This window comes from Citrobacter sp. Cf125, assembly GCF_030333935.1.
In the GTDB taxonomy this organism is placed as follows: Bacteria; Pseudomonadota; Gammaproteobacteria; order Enterobacterales; family Enterobacteriaceae; genus Citrobacter; species Citrobacter freundii.
Window position 1 is genome coordinate 583,799 of record NZ_JAOWEY010000025.1, and the last position, 16,548, is coordinate 600,346.

Here is a 16,548-nt window from a genome sequence, read left to right on the forward strand (position 1 = left end):
GTAGGTCGGATGCCGGAGCAGAGCGTTTTGTAGGCCTGATAAGCGCCGCGCATCAGGCAAATCCGTTTAGCCTAGCGCCTGCACCGCTTTCTCCAGCGCACTATGCAATAGCTGGCGGTCATGGCGGTATGGAATATCGCTGGCTTCCAGCACTTCCTGAATGACAACGCGGTCGGTAACGGCGGATGCATCCACTTTCGGCCCCACAACCACCGCATCAATCACTTTCTTCCCGACGTACTGTTCAATAATGGCCAGCTTATCGCTAAGCGTCAGGCTGGCTGCTGGCAGGCTTAATTCGCGCCCAAGATTGCCTATATAGACCATCGGAGCCGGTGTGCGACGTAATGCCTGTGACATTTCATTGAGTAACAGAATCGGCATCAGGCTGGTGTAAAAACTGCCAGGTCCTATCAGAATCAAATCCGCTTCGGCGATAGCCTCAACCGCCTCCCGCGTGGTGGGGACTTTTGGCGACAGCATCAGTTCCTGAGGCGGGACGGTGAGCTGATCGATATTGACTTCGCCATAAACTTCATGTCCCTGATCGTCTATAGCCATCAAATCCACCGGCAGCTCCGACATCGGAATTAAATGCGCATCGACCTTCAACAGGCTTCGAATTAAATTGATGGCTTCCAGAGGCCGCACGCTGAGGTGATCGAGCGCTTTTAACATCAGATTTCCGAGGTTATGCCCGGAAAGTTCGCCATTACCCCCAAAACGATACTCAAACATGGCGGATGCAACGCTGGGTTGGGTAATTAACTGGTTCAGACAGTTACGCATGTCTCCCCAGGCTATCCCTCCTTCAGAGCGACGAATACGACCTGTCGACCCGCCGTTATCCGTGGTGGTGACGATACCCGTCAGGCGGGAACCTAATGGGGAAAGAGAGGAGAGAACGCGTCCTAATCCATGCCCTCCGCCGAGAGCGACAACGCGGTCCAGATCTGCCAGCGTGCGAGTGCGCATATATTTTCCTGATATCAATTGATCGGCGTTACAGTAACGTAAATAGCGTGTTTTCAGCAATTATCCAGTCGGCATCTGCCGTAATTTTTTTCTGCGGTCTACTCCTTTCTGGCGAGATCCACCTGATGGCAAGATGATGTATATCAATGCAAAACTGTGATTTTTGCTTATTCTGTAGCGAAATTGCACGATCATGTCGTTATGTATGTATTTATATAGCGAAAGTGTACATGGCAAAAGCGTCATTTACACGCTAGTATCGGCATAACCACTAAGTACTCTTAATAATTTGAGTTGCCGGAAGCCAACGCATCTGCAACACGAAGTATGACGAGTATAAACACTCTAGCCTCTGCACCTGGGTCAAATGATACGGTGCTTTGGCCGTGACAAGACTTGAAAAAGTTTGTCACCAGGGCGCAGGAAGAAATGACTACGTCTCCCGTATTTGGAAAGGTGTACATGGGCTCTCAACTTACCGATGCTTTCGCACGTAAGTTTTACTACTTACGTTTGTCGATTACCGATGTGTGTAACTTTCGTTGCACCTACTGCCTGCCGGATGGCTATAAGCCCGGTGGGGTCACCAATAACGGCTTTCTGACCGTTGATGAAATTCGCCGTGTCACGCGCGCGTTCGCCAGTCTGGGAACGGAAAAAGTGCGTCTGACAGGGGGCGAACCTTCACTGCGTCGCGACTTTACGGACATTATCGCCGCCGTGCGCGAAAACGACGCCATCCGTCAGATTGCGGTAACCACCAATGGTTATCGTCTGGCGCGAGATGCTGCTGCCTGGCGCGATGCCGGACTGACCGCGCTCAACGTCAGCGTCGACAGCCTGGATGCCCGTCAGTTTCATGCCATTACCGGGCAGGACAAGTTTCAACAGGTGATGGCAGGCATTGACGCCGCCTTTGATGCGGGTTTTGAAAAAGTGAAAGTCAACACCGTGCTGATGCGCGACGTAAACCATCATCAACTGGACACCTTCCTTGCGTGGATCCAACCTCGGCCAATCCAACTGCGTTTTATTGAACTGATGGAAACGGGCGAGGGCAGCTCTCTCTTCCGTAAACACCATATCTCCGGACAGGTACTTCGCGATGAGCTGCTGCGTCGCGGCTGGATCCACCAGATCCGACAGCGCAGCGACGGCCCGGCTCAGGTTTTCTGTCATCCTGATTATGTTGGTGAAATTGGTCTGATCATGCCTTATGAGAAAGACTTCTGCGCCACCTGTAATCGTCTGCGCGTTTCCTCTGTTGGCAAGCTTCATCTGTGTTTATTTGGTGAAGGCGGCGTAAGCCTGCGTGATTTGCTGGAAGATGACGCTCAGCAGCCGGCGCTGGAAGAACGTATTTCAGCCGCGCTGCTGGAGAAAAAGCAGACCCATTTCCTGCATCAGAACAATACCGGTATTACGCAAAACTTATCTTACATTGGCGGCTGATCGCTAAAAGGAGTTTTTCATGAGTCAGGTAAGCGCTGAATTTATCCCGACACGCATTGCTATTCTTACTGTTTCCAACCGTCGCGGCGAAGAAGATGACACCTCCGGCCATTATCTGCGTGACTCGGCGCAAGAAGCGGGTCATCAGATTGTCGATAAGGCGATTGTCAAAGAAAACCGTTACGCCATCCGCGCCCAGGTTTCTGCCTGGATTGCCAGTGATGATGTACAGGTAGTGCTCATTACCGGCGGTACCGGGTTAACCGAAGGGGACCAGGCGCCGGAAGCGCTGCAACCGCTGTTTGACAGAGAAGTTGAAGGGTTTGGCGAAGTCTTCCGTATGCTGTCGTTTGAAGAGATTGGCACCGCGACGCTGCAATCCCGCGCGATTGCCGGAGTGGCCAATAAAACGCTGATTTTCGCCATGCCGGGTTCGACCAAAGCGTGTCGTACCGCCTGGGAAAATATCATTGCGCCGCAGCTTGATGCCCGTACGCGTCCGTGTAATTTCCACCCACATTTGAAGAAATAAGTATGTCGCAACTGACTCATATTAACGCCGCTGGCGAAGCGCATATGGTGGATGTCTCCGCCAAAGCGGAAACTGTACGCGAGGCGCGTGCTGAAGCATTCGTGACTATGCGTAGCGAAACTCTGGCGATGATTATCGATGGCAGCCACCATAAAGGTGATGTATTCGCCACGGCGCGTATTGCGGGTATTCAGGCCGCCAAACGTACCTGGGATCTTATCCCGCTGTGCCATCCGCTGATGCTGAGTAAGGTGGAAGTCAATCTTCACGCTGAACCGGAGCACAACCGCGTACGGATTGAAACGCTGTGTCGCCTGACCGGTAAAACCGGCGTTGAAATGGAAGCGTTAACGGCGGCCTCCGTGGCGGCGTTGACCATCTACGATATGTGCAAAGCGGTGCAAAAGGATATGGTGATTGGTCCGGTGCGTCTGCTGGCAAAAAGCGGCGGCAAGTCCGGAGATTTTAAGGTAGATGCGCATGATTAAGGTTCTCTTCTTTGCTCAGGTACGCGAACTGGTAAACACCGATGCGTTAGAGGTTGCCGCCGAGTTTGCAACGGTAGAAGCGCTGCGCAAGCATCTTGCGGCAAAAAGCGATCGCTGGGCGTTGGCGCTGGAAGACGGCAAGCTGCTGGCGGCGGTAAATCAGACGTTGGTCAGTTTTGATCATCCTCTTAACGCGGGTGATGAAGTCGCTTTCTTCCCGCCCGTAACCGGAGGCTAAAATGACTGAAACGCGAATTGTTGTTGGCCCTGCGCCGTTTCGCGTCGGGGATGAGTATCCCTGGCTGGCAGAGCGCGATGAAGATGGCGCGGTAGTCACTTTCACCGGTAAAGTGCGCAATCACAATCTCGGTGACAGCGTTAAGGCGTTAACGCTGGAACACTATCCGGGAATGACCGAAAAAGCGCTGGCGGAGATTGTCGACGAAGCGCGTTTGCGCTGGCCGCTGGGTCGGGTGACGGTGATTCATCGCATTGGCGAACTGTGGCCGGGTGACGAAATCGTGTTTGTTGGCGTGACCAGTGCGCATCGCAGCAGCGCGTTTGATGCCGGGCAGTTCATTATGGATTACCTGAAAACCCGCGCGCCGTTCTGGAAGCGCGAGGCCACGCCGGAAGGTGAGCGCTGGGTTGATGCCCGAGACAGCGATAAGCTAGCAGCAAAACGCTGGTAGAGTACAATTGTTGTAGGCTCATACTGATTCAGGAGATTGTCATGGACCGATTCCCACGATCCGATTCTATTGTACAGGCCCGTTCCGGCCTGCAAACGTATATGGCGCAGGTATACGGCTGGATGACCTGCGGACTGTTGCTGACGGCGTTTATCGCCTGGTATGCGGCAAATACGCCCGCAGTGATGATGTTTGTCTTCTCCAGCAAAATCACCTTCTTTGGCCTGATCATCGCTCAACTGGCGCTGGTGTTCGTCCTGTCCGGCATGGTGCAAAGGCTGAGCGCGGGTATGGCGACCACGCTGTTTATGCTCTATTCGGCATTAACCGGGCTGACGCTATCAAGCATTTTTATCGTCTATACCTACTCGTCTATCGCCAGCACCTTTGTGGTTACCGGAGGGATGTTCGGGATCATGAGCTTGTATGGCTACACCACCAAACGTGATCTGAGCGGCTTCGGCAATATGCTGTTTATGGCGCTGATTGGTATTGTGCTGGCCTCGCTGGTTAACTTCTGGCTGAAGAGTGAAGCGTTGATGTGGGCGGTGACGTACATAGGGGTGATTGTGTTTGTCGGCCTGACCGCCTATGACACGCAGAAGCTGAAAAATATCGGTGAGCAGATCGATCTGCGCGACAGTTCCAACTTGCGTAAATACGCTATTCTTGGGGCGTTAACGCTGTATCTGGACTTCATTAACCTGTTCCTGATGCTGCTGCGTATCTTCGGCAATCGTCGTTAATTTTCCGTCACCGGATAGCGTAAGCCGCCATCCGGTGAATTATTTCGCCATCGCCTTCTCGTTTTTTACCCGCAACTTTTTTGCCCGACTCTCCAGCAGCAAATAACACACCAGTGCCAGAAGCAGCGGAATAAAATAGTACAACACGCGATACGCGAGCAGGGCAGCAATGATCGTTCCCTGAGACGAGTCCTCTCCTGCCAGCAGCGCCATAAACACCGCTTCCAGCACGCCGATCCCCGCCGGAATATGCACGATTACGCCGGCAATACTGCTCACCAGCAGCACGCCCAGCACGAAGAAATAATCGATATTCTGACCGAGCAACAACCAGATAATCGCCCCCATTACCATCCAGTTCGCACTGGATATCGTCATTTGCGCGAGGGCAAATTTCCAGGAGGGCAGCACCAGTCTTTGGCCCTTGATGGTGATGTGACGATGTTTAGCGAAGGCGCAAAACCACAGATAAACAACAATAATCAGCAGCAGCGCAATGCCTAAGATGCGCAATGTGCCTTCATCGATATACCAGTGTGCGGGCAGTTCGACGACGCCGAAGGTAAATATAAAACCGCCCAGCAGAATATAGCCCAGCCAGTTAGTGGTAATACTCAGCGAAAAAATCCGCGTTATTGTGCCCCCCGGCAATCCGAGGCGCGAGTAAAGGCGATAACGCATCCCTATACCACCCACCCAGGTGCTCAACGTCAGGTTGAAGGCGTAACAGATAAATGACACCAGCATGACCTGGCGTTTTGCCAGTTTGTGGCCGCAGTAGTAGCGCCCGAGCAGATCATAACAGCCGTAAAGTAAATAACTGACGATCACCAACCCCACGGCGCTGAGCAGGGCGATCCGATTGTAATCGCGAATTACCGTCCACACTTCCTGCCAGTTGACCTTGCTGGCATAAACAACCAGCAGCACGATCACCGCAATAAAAAACAGCCATGTGAGGATCTTTTTCGCTAACCGCCAGCGTCGGTGGCTTTTTGCCATCAGGTTTTCCCTCCTGCATCCTCAGTTTGTATACGGTCTTGAGTTTCCAGAGCAGGCTGCGCGGGCGGCTCTACCTCGGCCAGATGCGGGGTATGCGCCGGCAGCCAGCCGACCAGCGCCGGGAAGTGGCGTAAAAAGTGGAAGGCCAGTACGCTCTTGGTCAGGTTCCACCAGGTGCGTTTTGGCAGCATGGATTCATCAACCCGCTTGCAGTCCTGCGCAATAATAGGATTCAGGTTGTCACGCAGGGTCTGATTAAACGTGCGGTCATGAATAATCAGATTTGCCTCCAGATTCAGTGACAGGCTCAGTGGATCAAGATTGCTGGAACCCACCGTCGCCCAGTGATCGTCCATCAGCGCCACTTTGCCATGCAGAGGTTTACGGCGGTATTCATAGACATGGACGCCGCCTTTTACCAGATAGTTGTACAGCAGGCGGGCACCCACTTTCACAATCGGCATATCCGGTTCACCTTGCACGATGAGTTTTACCCGCACGCCCCGTCGGGCCGCTTTACGCATGGCATGCAGAAAGCGATAGCCGGGAAAGAAGTAGGCATTGGCGATGATCACTTCCCGCCGTGCCTGGGTCAGCATTTTCAGATAGTGGCGTTCAATATCATCACGATGTTCTTCGTTATCGCGCCAGACAAACAGCGCCTGCGCTTCGCCGGGGCGATGATTGTCGATTGCCCGGTGATGACGTCGCCACCAGCGTCGTACAGCACTCTGTCCGGGCAAGTTTTCCAGCACGAATTTCAGAATGTCAGCAACGACTGGACCTTCAACGCGCACGGCGTAATCCTGCTTGGCCTCCGGACCGTAATCAGACATGTGTTCAGCGGAGTAATTGATGCCGCCAACAAAGGCAACACGATCATCAATGACCACAATTTTGCGATGCATACGGCGAAAGAGATTAGTGCGCATCCCGAACAGACGCGGACGCGGATCGTAGTAGCGGAAAACAACGCCGGCTACGGTGAGCTCTTCGACAAAACTGTCGCTAAGATCCGGCGAGCCGTAGCCATCCAGCAGCACCTCTGCTTTGATTCCTCGCCGGGCGGCTTCGAGCAACGCGGCATGCAGCTGTTTTCCTACCGCATCTTCAAACCAGATAAAGGTCTCGAGGATTATTTTTTGCTGTGCCTGTTCAATGGCGTCAAAGACGGCGGGGTAGAATTGATCGCCGTTTTCCAGCAGTTGAATTTGATTGCCTTCACGCCAGCCATATTTCATAAATGAATCTCCGCACTCAGAGGGGCATGATCGGACAAATGTCGCCAGTGACGCAGCGCCAGCGTCGTTGGGGTACTGGCATTCGCGTTTTTCACATAGATCCTGTCCAGACGCAGCAGGGGAAACTGCACCGGAAATGTTCGCGCTGGGCGGCCGTGGGCGCGGGTAAAAATCTCGTCAAGGCCAGCTTTGGCTTTCAACGGGCGATTGGCCGTTTGCCGCCAGTCGTTAAAATCCCCGGCAATCACCACCGGCTCCGCGTCGGGCAGGGCGTTAACCCAGTCTGCCAGCATCGCGAGCTGGGCCTGGCGGTGAGCTTCACGCAGGCCGAGGTGCACACACATCACATGGATGGGGTGGGAGAGCATTGGCGGTACGATTCGGCAGTAAAGGACTCCGCGCTTTTCACTCGCGCCGACCGAAACATCACGATTTTCATAATGCTCAATGGGATACCGCGACAGCACAGCATTACCGTGATGTCCCTGCGGGTACACGGCGTTACGCCCGTAGGCGAAGTCGCTCCACATCGTGTCCGCCAGAAATTCGTAGTGGCTGGTATCCGGCCAGTTCTCAATGTGCAGCGAATGAGCTTCGTGCTCACCCATCACTTCCTGCAGGCATACAATGTCTGCACCGACCGTTCTGACGGCCTCCCTTAGCTCAGGTAAAATAAAACGCCGGTTGAAGGCGGTGAACCCTTTGTGAGTATTAATGGTGAGCACATTGAATGAAAATTGAACTCCCGATCCGCTCATGAGCCTCCCGTTGGCGTCACTTCCTAAATAAAATAGTGTAGTCATCGTCACAAAAAGATGCAGTGTTGCGGAATTTTCCGTAAAGTCCGGTACTCTGAACAATTAGTTGAAAATCCTTCAGGAGAAAAGCCATGAGGTGGCAACAACGTGTTCGTGTCGCAACGGGTCTAAGTTGCTGGCAGATTGTGTTGCATTTACTGGTAGTGGCGTTGCTGGTAATGGGCTGGATGAGCGGCACGCTGGTGCGCGTCGGCCTGGGATTATGCGTCGTTTACGGCGTAACGGTTTTATTAATGCTGGCCTTGCAACGTCACCATGAACAACGCTGGCGTGACGTCGCTGATGTGCTGGAAGAGCTGACTACCACGTGGTATTTCGGTGCCGCAATGATCGTGCTGTGGTTGCTGTCGCGCGTGCTGCAAAACAACGTCTTGCTGGCACTGGCGGGTCTGGTGATCCTGGCCGGACCCGCCGTGGTCTCGCTGCTGGCGAAAGACAAAAAGCTACATCACCTTACGTCGAAACATCGCATACGCCGCTGAGCCGGTTGTGGCCGCTATCACCAACAGCGGCCACAAACTTCCCCAGACAATCTGCAGACTCGCATCCTTCAGGTAAATCTGTTTCGTGATGTCCGTAAAATGGCGGATCGGGTTTATCCACGTCAGATTCTGCAACCAGACCGGCATGTTTTCGACCGGTGACACGTAGCCCGAGAGTAAAATCGCCGGCATCATAAACACAAACACGCCGATAAACGCTTGCTGCTGGGTGGCGCACAGCGATGAAATCAGCAGACCAAAGCCGACCAGCGACAGCCCGTAAATTACCATTGTGAAATAGAACAACCCCAGTGAACCGGCAAATGGAATGTCATAAGCCCAGATACCAATTGCCAGCACAATGGTGGCCTGAAAAGTAGCCACAATCAGCGCGGGCACAGCTTTACCGATGAAAATCTGCCAGGTGGTAAGTGGGGAGACCAGCAGCTGATCCAGCGTACCTTGCTCGCGCTCGCGAGCAACCGAAAGCGAGGTGACGATCATTACGCCGATAGTGGTGATCATGGCGATCAGCGACGGCACCACGAACCATTTATAATCCAGATTCGGGTTGTACCAGTTACGCACGACCAGCTCGCTGTTGTTTGGTTTCAGCTTGCCGTCCATCAGCTCCTGCTGATACGTCTTAACGATTTGCTGCAGGTAATTGGCGGCAATTTGCGCGCTGTTGGAGTTACGCCCGTCGAGGATAATCTGCATAGGAGCTTGCTGGAAGGTGTCCAGGTTGCGCGAAAAATTGGCCGGGAAGCGCACCAGCAGCAGGGCTTTTTGCGTATCGATGGTAGGCTTAATCTCCTGCGGGCTTTTCAGCAGCAGAACATGCGTAAAAGCGCTGGCGCGGGCGAAGCGCTGGGTAAGCTCAACCGAATGTTTACCGTTGTCTTCGTTATAGATAGCGATCGTGGCGTTGGTGACTTCCAGCGTTGCCGCGAACGGGAACAGGATCACCTGAATCAGCACCGGTAAAATCAGAATGGCTCGCGTCTGCGGTTCGCGTAATAGCGATTGCAGCTCTTTGCGAATTAATGTCCATAAGCGATGAAACATGCCCGTCCCCTTAATCCAGCCGACGTTTGGTTTTAAGCCACGTCAGGCCAATAAACATCACCGCCGAAGCGATTAAAAACAGCACGTTAATAATCAGCACCACCGGAATATTTCCCGCCAGAAACAGGCTTTGCAGGGTACTGACGAAATAACGCGCCGGAATAATGTAGGTTACCGCCCGGATAATCGCGGGCATGCTGTCTATCTGGAAGATAAAACCTGACAGCATAATCGAGGGCAGGAAAGCGGCGTTCAGCGCGACCTGCGCGGCGTTAAACTGGTTGCGGGTGATGGTGGAAATAAGCAACCCCATGCCAAGCGTACTGAGCAGAAACAGGCTGGTAATGAAAAACAGGATCAGCAACGAGCCGCGATAGGGCACGCCAAGAATAAATACCGACACCAGCATACACAGCAGCATCGCCAGCATGCCGAGGAAATAATAGGGGATCAGTTTACACAGCAGTAATTCGACGCGGGTGGCTTCGGTAGAAAGCAGTGCCTCCATGGTTCCGCGTTCCCATTCGCGCGCCACCACTAATGAGGTGAGGATCGCGCCAATCACCGTCATGATGATGGTTACCGCCCCGGGAATAATAAAGTGCTGGCTGATGGCCGCCGGGTTAAACCAGTAGCGTGTTTGCACGTCGATCAAAGGCTCGAACGATTCCCCACGATCTTCCGCCCGCTGTTGCTGCCAAATCTGCCAGATGCCTTCGACATAACCCTGCACAAAGTTGGCGGTATTGGGTTCGCTGCCATCGGTGATCACCTGGATCGGTGCCACGTCATTAGGTCGCGCCATCTGCTGGGCAAAATCCACAGGGATCACCACCAGCCCACGAATGCGCCCGGCCTGCATTTTTTCAATCAATTCCTGCCGGTTATCGCTGATGGTGGCGTCAATATACGGCGAGCCGGTCATGGTATGGGTAAAATCCAACGCCTCTTCGCTTTGCTGTTCGAGCAAAATCCCGACCCGCAGCTTGCTGGAGTCGAGGTTTATCCCGTAGCCGAAGATAAACAGCAGCAGCAGCGGGATCACCACCGCAATCAGCCAACTGCTGGGATCGCGAACGATCTGGCGCGTCTCTTTCACGCACAGCGCACGTACGCGACGCCAGGAGAGAGCGGAGTTACTCATGCGTATGCTCCTTATCCCAGTCATTGATTAGCGTAATGAATGCCTGCTCCATGGTCGGGTCCGGAGTGTCGCTGTCGGCAGCCTGAGCTTTCAGGTCGTCCGGTGTTCCGCTGGCAATCAGTTTGCCGCGATACACCAACCCGATGCGATCGCAGTATTCCGCCTCGTCCATAAAGTGGGTGGTCACCATCACCGTGACGCCTTTTTCCACCATGCTGTTGATATGCAACCAGAACTCACGACGGGTGAGGGGATCGACCCCGGAAGTGGGTTCATCAAGGAACAGAATGTCGGGTTCATGCATCAGCGAGCAGGCCAGCGCCAGACGCTGCTTAAACCCCAGCAGCAGTTCGTCGGTGGCGTGGGAAGCGATACTCTTCAGGCCAAATGCCTCGCTCATTCGATCGATTTTCTCCTTCTGCGCCCGACCACGCAGGCCGTAGACGCCGGAGAAAAAGCGCAGATTTTGTTCAACCGTCAGGTTACCGTACAGGGAGAATTTCTGCGCCATATAACCCAGATGCTGACGCGCTTTGCCGGAGCTGACTTTCAGGTCCATATCCAGCACCAGCGCTTTGCCGGAAGTGGGGACCAGCAGGCCGCACATCATTTTAAAGGTGGTGGATTTGCCGGCACCGTTGGGTCCTAACAGACCAAAAATCTCGCCGCGCTGTACGGAAAAGTCTACGTGGTCGGTCGCGGCAAAATCGCCAAACTTCTTGGTCAGCGCTTTGGCTTCGATCACCGTTTCGCCAGGCGTGCCTTCTACGGTATGCAGGATAGCGCCCAGCGGGGATTCCGATGTTCCGGCTCCGCCGAGTAAATCGATAAAGGCATCTTCGAAGCGGGGTGCAGTTTCATTGATGGTTATCTGCGGCATGCCGTCAGCGTTTTGGATCTGCTGAGCTGTCGCCTCTTTTTTCAGGATTAAACGGACGGATTTCCCCTGAATCATTCCGTCGCTGACCAGCGGTAGTTTTAACGCGCGTTGTAGCAGTCGGCGGTTATTTTCCTGCGGACTGCTCATCAGGAAGCTGCGACCAGCCATGGTTTGCGTAAGCTGAGTAGGATCGCCCTGGTATAACAATTCGCCTTCGTTCATCAGCAGCACATCACGGCATTGCTCTGCTTCATCCAGATACGACGTACTCCAGAGGATCAGCATGCCGTCTCCGGCCAGTTCGTGGACCATTTGCCACAGTTCGCGACGGGAAATTGGGTCGACACCCACACCTGGCTCATCCAGCAGCAACACTTTGGGTTCGCCGACCAGCGTACAGGCTAGCCCGAGCTTCTGCTTCATGCCGCCGGAAAGTTTGCCGGCCAGTCGTCCGGTAAATGGCCCCAGCGAGGTAAACTCCAGTAGTCGGGCAAAGGTTTTTTCTCGCGCCTCACCGGTGACGCTGCGCAAATCGGCATAGAGATTGAGGTTCTCCATGACGGTCAAATCTTCATACAGACCAAATTTCTGCGGCATATAGCCCAGCACCGCGTGCAGCGCGCTGTCGTCTTTGATGGGGTCAAAACCAATTACCGCAGCACTTCCGGCATCAGGTTTTAATAATCCCGCCAGCATGCGCATCAACGTGGTTTTGCCCGCACCGTCCGGCCCGACAAGCCCGGTCACGTAGCCCGCATGCACGATACAGTCGAGCGGGGCGACGGCCGGTTTTTCCATTCCAGCAAAGTTTTTCGTCAGCCCTTTAAGCGTAATGACGGCGTCATTCATGCCGTGCCTCATCGCCAAATTTTATCGTTACCGGCATTCCCTGACGTAGCGCATCGTCCGCGTCGGTTACGACAATTCGTAGGCGATACACCAGATCGGTGCGCAGATCAGGAGTCTCGACCGTTTTCGGCGTAAATTCGGCGGTTGGTGACACAAAGCCGATTTTGCCGTGATGCGGTTTGTCCGGGCGACCGTCGGTATAGAGCAGGATCTCACGTCCTGGCTGCGCCTGGCTCAGATTGCGTTCGTCAACGTAGGCGCGGACCCATACCGGACGCGTGAGCGACAGCGTCAGTACCGTGCTCCCTTCGTTCAGCATGCTGCCGGGTTCAACCGCGCGGGTGAGAAGCGTGCCGTCAGATGGCGAGGTCAGCGTGGTATCATGCAAATTAAGCTCTACCTGTGCCAGCTCTGCCTGAGCTTGTTCGAGCGTGGCTTTTGCCTGTTCGATGTCCTGCACACGATTACCGCTGCGATATTGCGTGAGTTTATCCTGTGCGGATTTCAATGAAGCTAACGCCTGATCGCGAGATGAACGCGCATTTTCCAGATCGTTGGCAGAAATGGTACGGCTTTTCCACAATCCTACCTGCCGATTGTAAAAATTCTGCGCGTAATCATAGGCGGCCTGCGCCTGTTTGACTGCCGCCGCGGTTTGCGCGATCTCTTCTTCGCGATACCCTGCCAGCATCAGATCGTATTGCGCCTGCGCGGCGGCAACGTTGGCTTTTGCCTGCATCAATGCGTTTTCATACGGTGCGCGGTCCAGTTTACCCAGTACCTGACCGGCGGTAATCGCATCGCCTTCATCAACCGCCAGTGAGGCCAGTCTGCCGCCGACGCGAAAACTCAGGTTGACGCTACGGATATCGACATTGCCGTATAGCGTCAGGCTGTTATCTTGCCGACTCTGATACCACCACGTTCCACCGGCAATCACGGCAACGAGGGCCGCGATAACCAGCCCGAGAACGACAGGTTTTTTCATGACTCCAGACTCCTTTGCGTTAAACCTTGCAGAATAAGATCGATGTGACAGGTGATCGTTTGGTCAATCAGCGCGGTTTTATCCTCATCAAATTGTGACCAGCCCGTACGCAACAGAATGGTTTCTTTCCCCAGACGAAAAGCCAGTACCTCGCCGAGTATGGCGTGGGTATGCAGAATCATTTGGGTATCGTTGGCATCGCCGCCGGTATAGGCGGCAATTAGGCGCGTCAGGTGTGTATGCAGCGGATTGATAACCTGGTCGTGCACCAGTTGATAAGCCGCAGTGGGGGAAAGCTGTTCACGCGAGATAAATTTGCTCAGGTTAACAGTGTCGTCCTGGGTTAACAGCATGATCATATTTTTGCAGGCGCGCAGGATCAGTTCACGCATCGCGCCACGATCCGGTTCTGGCTGAGCGAATAAACGCTCGGCCTCTTCAGCGTGCGGACGAAACTGTGAGCCGATAAAATCTGCAATCCACTGGGCGCAGGCGAGATATAAATCCTCTTTTGAGCCAAAATAGTAGGTGATAGCCGCAATGTTTTGCCCGGCCTGTGCAGCGATATCGCGCGTCGTGGCGTGCAGACCATACTCGCCGAATTGTGCCAATGCGGCGGCAATGAGCTGGTTCTTCGCCTGTTCACCTTTGGTTGTCATGGTGGGTGTATTCATGGCACGACTCTAATCTTAATCAATCGATTGATTAAGATTATGACTGATGTGCAGCCTTGTCCAGTCCGGACGGTTATTTTCCAGTGAAGGGATAATTTATGCGGCACATCACAAAAACTGCTACACTCCGCCCCTTCATGACATTGTGGTTTTTGTCATCTCTATTGTATGTATCTCCCTGAAAACGACACCGGTAACGGTCAGGGCGGTTCGGAGTTGTTATGTCTTTTGATTCCCTTGGTTTAAACCCTGAAATTTTACGTGCCGTTGCCGAGCAGGGTTACCGTGAACCTACCCCTATTCAGCAGCAGGCTATTCCTGCCGTGCTGGAAGGCCGCGATCTGATGGCCAGCGCCCAGACCGGTACGGGGAAAACGGCAGGTTTTACCCTGCCGCTGTTGCAGCACCTGATTACCAATCAGCCGCATGGTAAAAGCCGTCGTCCGGTTCGTGCGCTGATCCTCACGCCAACCCGTGAACTGGCGGCCCAGATTGGCGAAAACGTCCGTGATTACAGTAAGTATCTGAATATTCGCTCGCTGGTGGTCTTCGGCGGCGTCAGCATTAACCCGCAGATGATGAAACTGCGTGGCGGTGTGGATGTACTGATTGCCACCCCGGGTCGTTTGCTCGATCTGGAGCATCAGAATGCGGTAAAACTGGATCAGGTGGAGATCCTGGTACTGGATGAAGCTGACCGCATGCTGGATATGGGCTTTATTCACGATATTCGTCGCGTTCTGGCAAAACTGCCGGCAAAACGTCAGAACCTGCTGTTCTCGGCAACGTTCTCTGATGACATTAAGTCGCTGGCCGAAAAACTGCTGCATAACCCGCTGGAAATCGAAGTGGCACGTCGTAATACCGCGTCCGAGCAGGTAACTCAGCATGTTCATTTCGTCGATAAAAAACGTAAACGTGAACTGTTGTCACAGATGATTGGTCAGGGCAACTGGCAGCAGGTGCTGGTGTTTACCCGTACCAAACATGGCGCGAACCATCTGGCAGAACAGCTGAATAAAGACGGCATCCGCAGTGCGGCAATCCACGGTAATAAATCTCAGGGGGCACGTACACGTGCGCTGGCTGATTTTAAATCCGGTGATATACGCGTGCTGGTAGCGACCGATATTGCCGCGCGTGGTCTGGACATTGAAGAGTTACCGCACGTGGTGAACTACGAGCTGCCAAACGTCCCAGAAGATTATGTGCACCGTATTGGTCGTACCGGGCGTGCCGCTGCCACCGGCGAAGCGTTGTCTCTGGTGTGCGTCGATGAACACAAGTTGTTGCGTGACATCGAGAAGCTGCTGAAAAAAGAGATCCCGCGTATTGCAACGCCAGGCTATGAGCCAGATCCCTCCATTAAAGCTGAGCCGATCCAGAATGGTCGCCAGCAGCGTGGCGGCGGTGGTGGTCGCGGGCAGGGCGGAGCAGGGCGTGGCCAGCAGCCGCGTCGTCAGGATGGCGGTGCGCCAAAAGCGAAGCCGCGTAATGGCGAAGGCAAACCGGCAGGCGATAAGCCTCGTCCGCCGCGCCGTCCGCGCAAACCGTCTACAGCGCAGTAATTCCCTTACTGTATGGCTGTATAAACACGCTATCCGGTCTACACACTGTGTAGGCCGGATAGGTCAATCACTCCCCCGAACTTTGCGATTTCAGCACGATCGAGCAGGTATATCGTCCTGCCGGGTGAATCGAAATCGTCGTCTCAAATACTTTCCCGTCCCTGTCCAGATAACGACGCACAATTCTCATCGCTGGCGAATCAGGCGCTACATTGAGAATCTTTGCCACCTTTTTGGGCACACCGACAGCCGTAATAGTCTGATGCACCTCATGGCTTTTGATGCCGTAATGCGTTTCGATCAAGTCGCTGATTAATGAGTGTGGATCGTCACGGATGTAGGTGCGCAGTTTAGCGTAATCCGTGCTGGCATAGCTGTCCGTCCAGCAGATCGGTGCGTCGGGGTTGTGCGCATCTTCGCGAGTGCTGGCAATGTGCAGCCATCGAGAACCTGGCGGGCAGCCAATCATCTGGGACAGCTCGATGTCCGCCACAATCTCATCGATTTTCTTGATGACGCGCAGATTGTTTTTGGCCAGCAGCAACAGATCCTCAAGATGCGATAGCGGGTGATTGACACCGTTAGCCTTAGGTTCGCAAACGCGAGTTCCCGCGCCTTTACGCCGTGAAATCAGACCTTGCTCTGTTAATTCCCTCAACGCCTCACGCATGGTGTGGCGGCTGACCTGCCATGTTTCGCACAGTTCCATTTCCGTTGGAAACAGCGATCCGGGGGCAAAGGTCCCCACCGAAATTTGCTGCGCCAGTTCACGTGCTATTCGCTTGTACAGAGATTCTTTCATCGCGGTTTCATCAAAATATTAGTGATCTTTATCACGAAAATTTGTACGGACTATTCCCTACATTTCTTATGAATACTATAAATGTCCGTACATTCAAATGTACGGACATTTAATTATGTCTGGACATTGTGTCGGTGTTTGAATATC

18 protein-coding genes and 1 riboswitch are annotated in these 16,548 nt (G+C 53.7%); of the genes, 8 read left to right on the top strand and 10 right to left on the bottom strand.

The annotated features are described in order from the left end of the window. Positions 1 to 66: 66 nt before the first annotated feature. Positions 67 to 975, bottom strand: a complete 909-nt coding sequence (yvcK, locus tag OGV89_RS19450) for a uridine diphosphate-N-acetylglucosamine-binding protein YvcK (protein ID WP_088902524.1) — start codon at positions 973 to 975, stop codon at positions 67 to 69. Between the two features lie 329 nt (positions 976 to 1,304). Continuing rightward, positions 1,305 to 1,450, top strand: a riboswitch (molybdenum cofactor riboswitch). On the opposite strand from yvcK, the gene moaA reads away from it, so the two are divergent. The 6 genes from moaA to OGV89_RS19480 all read left to right on the top strand — a co-directional run bounded on the left by moaA (position 1,438) and on the right by OGV89_RS19480 (position 4,885). Then, positions 1,438 to 2,427: a GTP 3',8-cyclase MoaA gene (gene moaA, locus OGV89_RS19455; protein ID WP_032934386.1), complete on the top strand. Its 990-nt coding sequence runs from the start codon at positions 1,438 to 1,440 to the stop codon at positions 2,425 to 2,427. Its footprint overlaps the riboswitch before it by 13 nt. A gap of 19 nt (positions 2,428 to 2,446) precedes the next feature. After that, the gene (gene moaB, locus OGV89_RS19460) at positions 2,447 to 2,959 is read left to right on the top strand and encodes a molybdenum cofactor biosynthesis protein B (protein ID WP_003035187.1); all 513 of its coding nucleotides are present in this window, start codon (positions 2,447 to 2,449) and stop codon (positions 2,957 to 2,959) included. Between the two features lie 2 nt (positions 2,960 to 2,961). Continuing rightward, positions 2,962 to 3,447 (top strand): cyclic pyranopterin monophosphate synthase MoaC, encoded by a 486-nt coding sequence (gene moaC, locus OGV89_RS19465; RefSeq protein ID WP_003035188.1) that lies wholly within the window; start codon positions 2,962 to 2,964, stop codon positions 3,445 to 3,447. Next, complete coding sequence (moaD, locus tag OGV89_RS19470) at positions 3,440 to 3,685, top strand: molybdopterin synthase sulfur carrier subunit (RefSeq protein WP_032948888.1); 246 nt, start codon at positions 3,440 to 3,442, stop codon at positions 3,683 to 3,685. Before moaC ends, moaD begins: the two co-directional genes overlap by 8 nt. 1 nt (position 3,686) lies before the next feature. Beyond that, positions 3,687 to 4,139 carry a molybdopterin synthase catalytic subunit MoaE gene (moaE, locus tag OGV89_RS19475; protein ID WP_032938561.1) on the top strand — a complete coding sequence of 151 codons (453 nt, stop codon included), beginning with the start codon at positions 3,687 to 3,689 and terminating at the stop codon, positions 4,137 to 4,139. A 41-nt stretch (positions 4,140 to 4,180) separates the two neighbouring features. Next, positions 4,181 to 4,885, top strand: a complete 705-nt coding sequence (locus OGV89_RS19480) for a Bax inhibitor-1/YccA family protein (protein WP_003831536.1) — start codon at positions 4,181 to 4,183, stop codon at positions 4,883 to 4,885. Between the two features lie 39 nt (positions 4,886 to 4,924). On the opposite strand, the gene OGV89_RS19485 is transcribed toward OGV89_RS19480, so the two are convergent. The 3 genes from OGV89_RS19485 to OGV89_RS19495 are packed head-to-tail and all read right to left on the bottom strand — an operon-like array spanning position 4,925 to position 7,886. Further along, the gene (locus OGV89_RS19485) at positions 4,925 to 5,887 is read right to left on the bottom strand and encodes a lysylphosphatidylglycerol synthase domain-containing protein (RefSeq protein ID WP_032938557.1); all 963 of its coding nucleotides are present in this window, start codon (positions 5,885 to 5,887) and stop codon (positions 4,925 to 4,927) included. Beyond that, positions 5,887 to 7,128, bottom strand: coding sequence for a cardiolipin synthase ClsB (clsB, locus tag OGV89_RS19490; protein ID WP_003845400.1), 1,242 nt, complete (start codon positions 7,126 to 7,128; stop codon positions 5,887 to 5,889). Before clsB ends, OGV89_RS19485 begins: the two co-directional genes overlap by 1 nt. Then, positions 7,125 to 7,886, bottom strand: coding sequence for an endonuclease/exonuclease/phosphatase family protein (locus tag OGV89_RS19495; RefSeq protein ID WP_003837036.1), 762 nt, complete (start codon positions 7,884 to 7,886; stop codon positions 7,125 to 7,127). The genes clsB and OGV89_RS19495 overlap by 4 nt, the downstream gene beginning before the upstream one ends. A 131-nt stretch (positions 7,887 to 8,017) precedes the next feature. Here OGV89_RS19495 and OGV89_RS19500 point away from each other — a divergent pair, with 131 nt between their 5' ends. Then, positions 8,018 to 8,428 carry a YbhQ family protein gene (locus OGV89_RS19500; RefSeq protein ID WP_003035203.1) on the top strand — a complete coding sequence of 137 codons (411 nt, stop codon included), beginning with the start codon at positions 8,018 to 8,020 and terminating at the stop codon, positions 8,426 to 8,428. On the opposite strand, the gene OGV89_RS19505 is transcribed toward OGV89_RS19500, so the two are convergent. Genes OGV89_RS19505 through cecR form a run of 5 tightly spaced genes read right to left on the bottom strand, consistent with a single transcriptional unit; the run spans position 8,390 to position 14,031 of the window. Further along, positions 8,390 to 9,496 carry an ABC transporter permease gene (locus OGV89_RS19505; RefSeq protein ID WP_003035205.1) on the bottom strand — a complete coding sequence of 369 codons (1,107 nt, stop codon included), beginning with the start codon at positions 9,494 to 9,496 and terminating at the stop codon, positions 8,390 to 8,392. The genes OGV89_RS19500 and OGV89_RS19505 overlap by 39 nt on opposite strands. Positions 9,497 to 9,506: 10 nt before the next feature. Then, the gene (locus OGV89_RS19510) at positions 9,507 to 10,640 is read right to left on the bottom strand and encodes an ABC transporter permease (protein WP_032938555.1); all 1,134 of its coding nucleotides are present in this window, start codon (positions 10,638 to 10,640) and stop codon (positions 9,507 to 9,509) included. Continuing rightward, positions 10,633 to 12,369, bottom strand: coding sequence for an ATP-binding cassette domain-containing protein (locus OGV89_RS19515; RefSeq protein WP_286559151.1), 1,737 nt, complete (start codon positions 12,367 to 12,369; stop codon positions 10,633 to 10,635). The genes OGV89_RS19510 and OGV89_RS19515 overlap by 8 nt, the downstream gene beginning before the upstream one ends. Beyond that, entirely contained in the window at positions 12,362 to 13,357 is a 996-nt protein-coding gene (hlyD, locus tag OGV89_RS19520; protein WP_286559154.1) for a secretion protein HlyD, read from the bottom strand. Before hlyD ends, OGV89_RS19515 begins: the two co-directional genes overlap by 8 nt. Beyond that, positions 13,354 to 14,031 (bottom strand): transcriptional regulator CecR, encoded by a 678-nt coding sequence (gene cecR, locus OGV89_RS19525; RefSeq protein ID WP_003035216.1) that lies wholly within the window; start codon positions 14,029 to 14,031, stop codon positions 13,354 to 13,356. Before cecR ends, hlyD begins: the two co-directional genes overlap by 4 nt. 221 nt (positions 14,032 to 14,252) lie before the next feature. On the opposite strand from cecR, the gene rhlE reads away from it, so the two are divergent. Further along, positions 14,253 to 15,599, top strand: a complete 1,347-nt coding sequence (rhlE, locus tag OGV89_RS19530; protein WP_003845409.1) for an ATP-dependent RNA helicase RhlE — start codon at positions 14,253 to 14,255, stop codon at positions 15,597 to 15,599. Between the two features lie 67 nt (positions 15,600 to 15,666). Here the strand turns inward: rhlE and OGV89_RS19535 are convergent, their stop codons facing one another. Next, positions 15,667 to 16,401: a GntR family transcriptional regulator gene (locus OGV89_RS19535; RefSeq protein WP_003837025.1), complete on the bottom strand. Its 735-nt coding sequence runs from the start codon at positions 16,399 to 16,401 to the stop codon at positions 15,667 to 15,669. Between the last annotated feature and the right edge of the window lie 147 nt (positions 16,402 to 16,548).

Excerpts from the sequence above, each read along its gene's own strand:
- OGV89_RS19515 (WP_286559151.1), bottom strand. The coding sequence starts at position 12,369 with ATGAATGACGCCGTCATTACGCTTAAAGGGCTGACGAAAAACTTTGCT.
- OGV89_RS19510 (WP_032938555.1), bottom strand. The coding sequence starts at position 10,640 with ATGAGTAACTCCGCTCTCTCCTGGCGTCGCGTACGTGCGCTGTGCGTG.
- OGV89_RS19485 (WP_032938557.1), bottom strand. The coding sequence starts at position 5,887 with ATGGCAAAAAGCCACCGACGCTGGCGGTTAGCGAAAAAGATCCTCACA.
- OGV89_RS19495 (WP_003837036.1), bottom strand. The coding sequence starts at position 7,886 with ATGAGCGGATCGGGAGTTCAATTTTCATTCAATGTGCTCACCATTAAT.
- moaD (WP_032948888.1), top strand. The coding sequence starts at position 3,440 with ATGATTAAGGTTCTCTTCTTTGCTCAGGTACGCGAACTGGTAAACACC.
- hlyD (WP_286559154.1), bottom strand. The coding sequence starts at position 13,357 with ATGAAAAAACCTGTCGTTCTCGGGCTGGTTATCGCGGCCCTCGTTGCC.
- OGV89_RS19480 (WP_003831536.1), top strand. The coding sequence starts at position 4,181 with ATGGACCGATTCCCACGATCCGATTCTATTGTACAGGCCCGTTCCGGC.
- yvcK (WP_088902524.1), bottom strand. The coding sequence starts at position 975 with ATGCGCACTCGCACGCTGGCAGATCTGGACCGCGTTGTCGCTCTCGGC.
- OGV89_RS19535 (WP_003837025.1), bottom strand. The coding sequence starts at position 16,401 with ATGAAAGAATCTCTGTACAAGCGAATAGCACGTGAACTGGCGCAGCAA.
- cecR (WP_003035216.1), bottom strand. The coding sequence starts at position 14,031 with ATGAATACACCCACCATGACAACCAAAGGTGAACAGGCGAAGAACCAG.
- moaE (WP_032938561.1), top strand. The coding sequence starts at position 3,687 with ATGACTGAAACGCGAATTGTTGTTGGCCCTGCGCCGTTTCGCGTCGGG.
- moaA (WP_032934386.1), top strand. The coding sequence starts at position 1,438 with ATGGGCTCTCAACTTACCGATGCTTTCGCACGTAAGTTTTACTACTTA.
- OGV89_RS19500 (WP_003035203.1), top strand. The coding sequence starts at position 8,018 with ATGAGGTGGCAACAACGTGTTCGTGTCGCAACGGGTCTAAGTTGCTGG.
- rhlE (WP_003845409.1), top strand. The coding sequence starts at position 14,253 with ATGTCTTTTGATTCCCTTGGTTTAAACCCTGAAATTTTACGTGCCGTT.
- moaB (WP_003035187.1), top strand. The coding sequence starts at position 2,447 with ATGAGTCAGGTAAGCGCTGAATTTATCCCGACACGCATTGCTATTCTT.
- OGV89_RS19505 (WP_003035205.1), bottom strand. The coding sequence starts at position 9,496 with ATGTTTCATCGCTTATGGACATTAATTCGCAAAGAGCTGCAATCGCTA.
- moaC (WP_003035188.1), top strand. The coding sequence starts at position 2,962 with ATGTCGCAACTGACTCATATTAACGCCGCTGGCGAAGCGCATATGGTG.
- clsB (WP_003845400.1), bottom strand. The coding sequence starts at position 7,128 with ATGAAATATGGCTGGCGTGAAGGCAATCAAATTCAACTGCTGGAAAAC.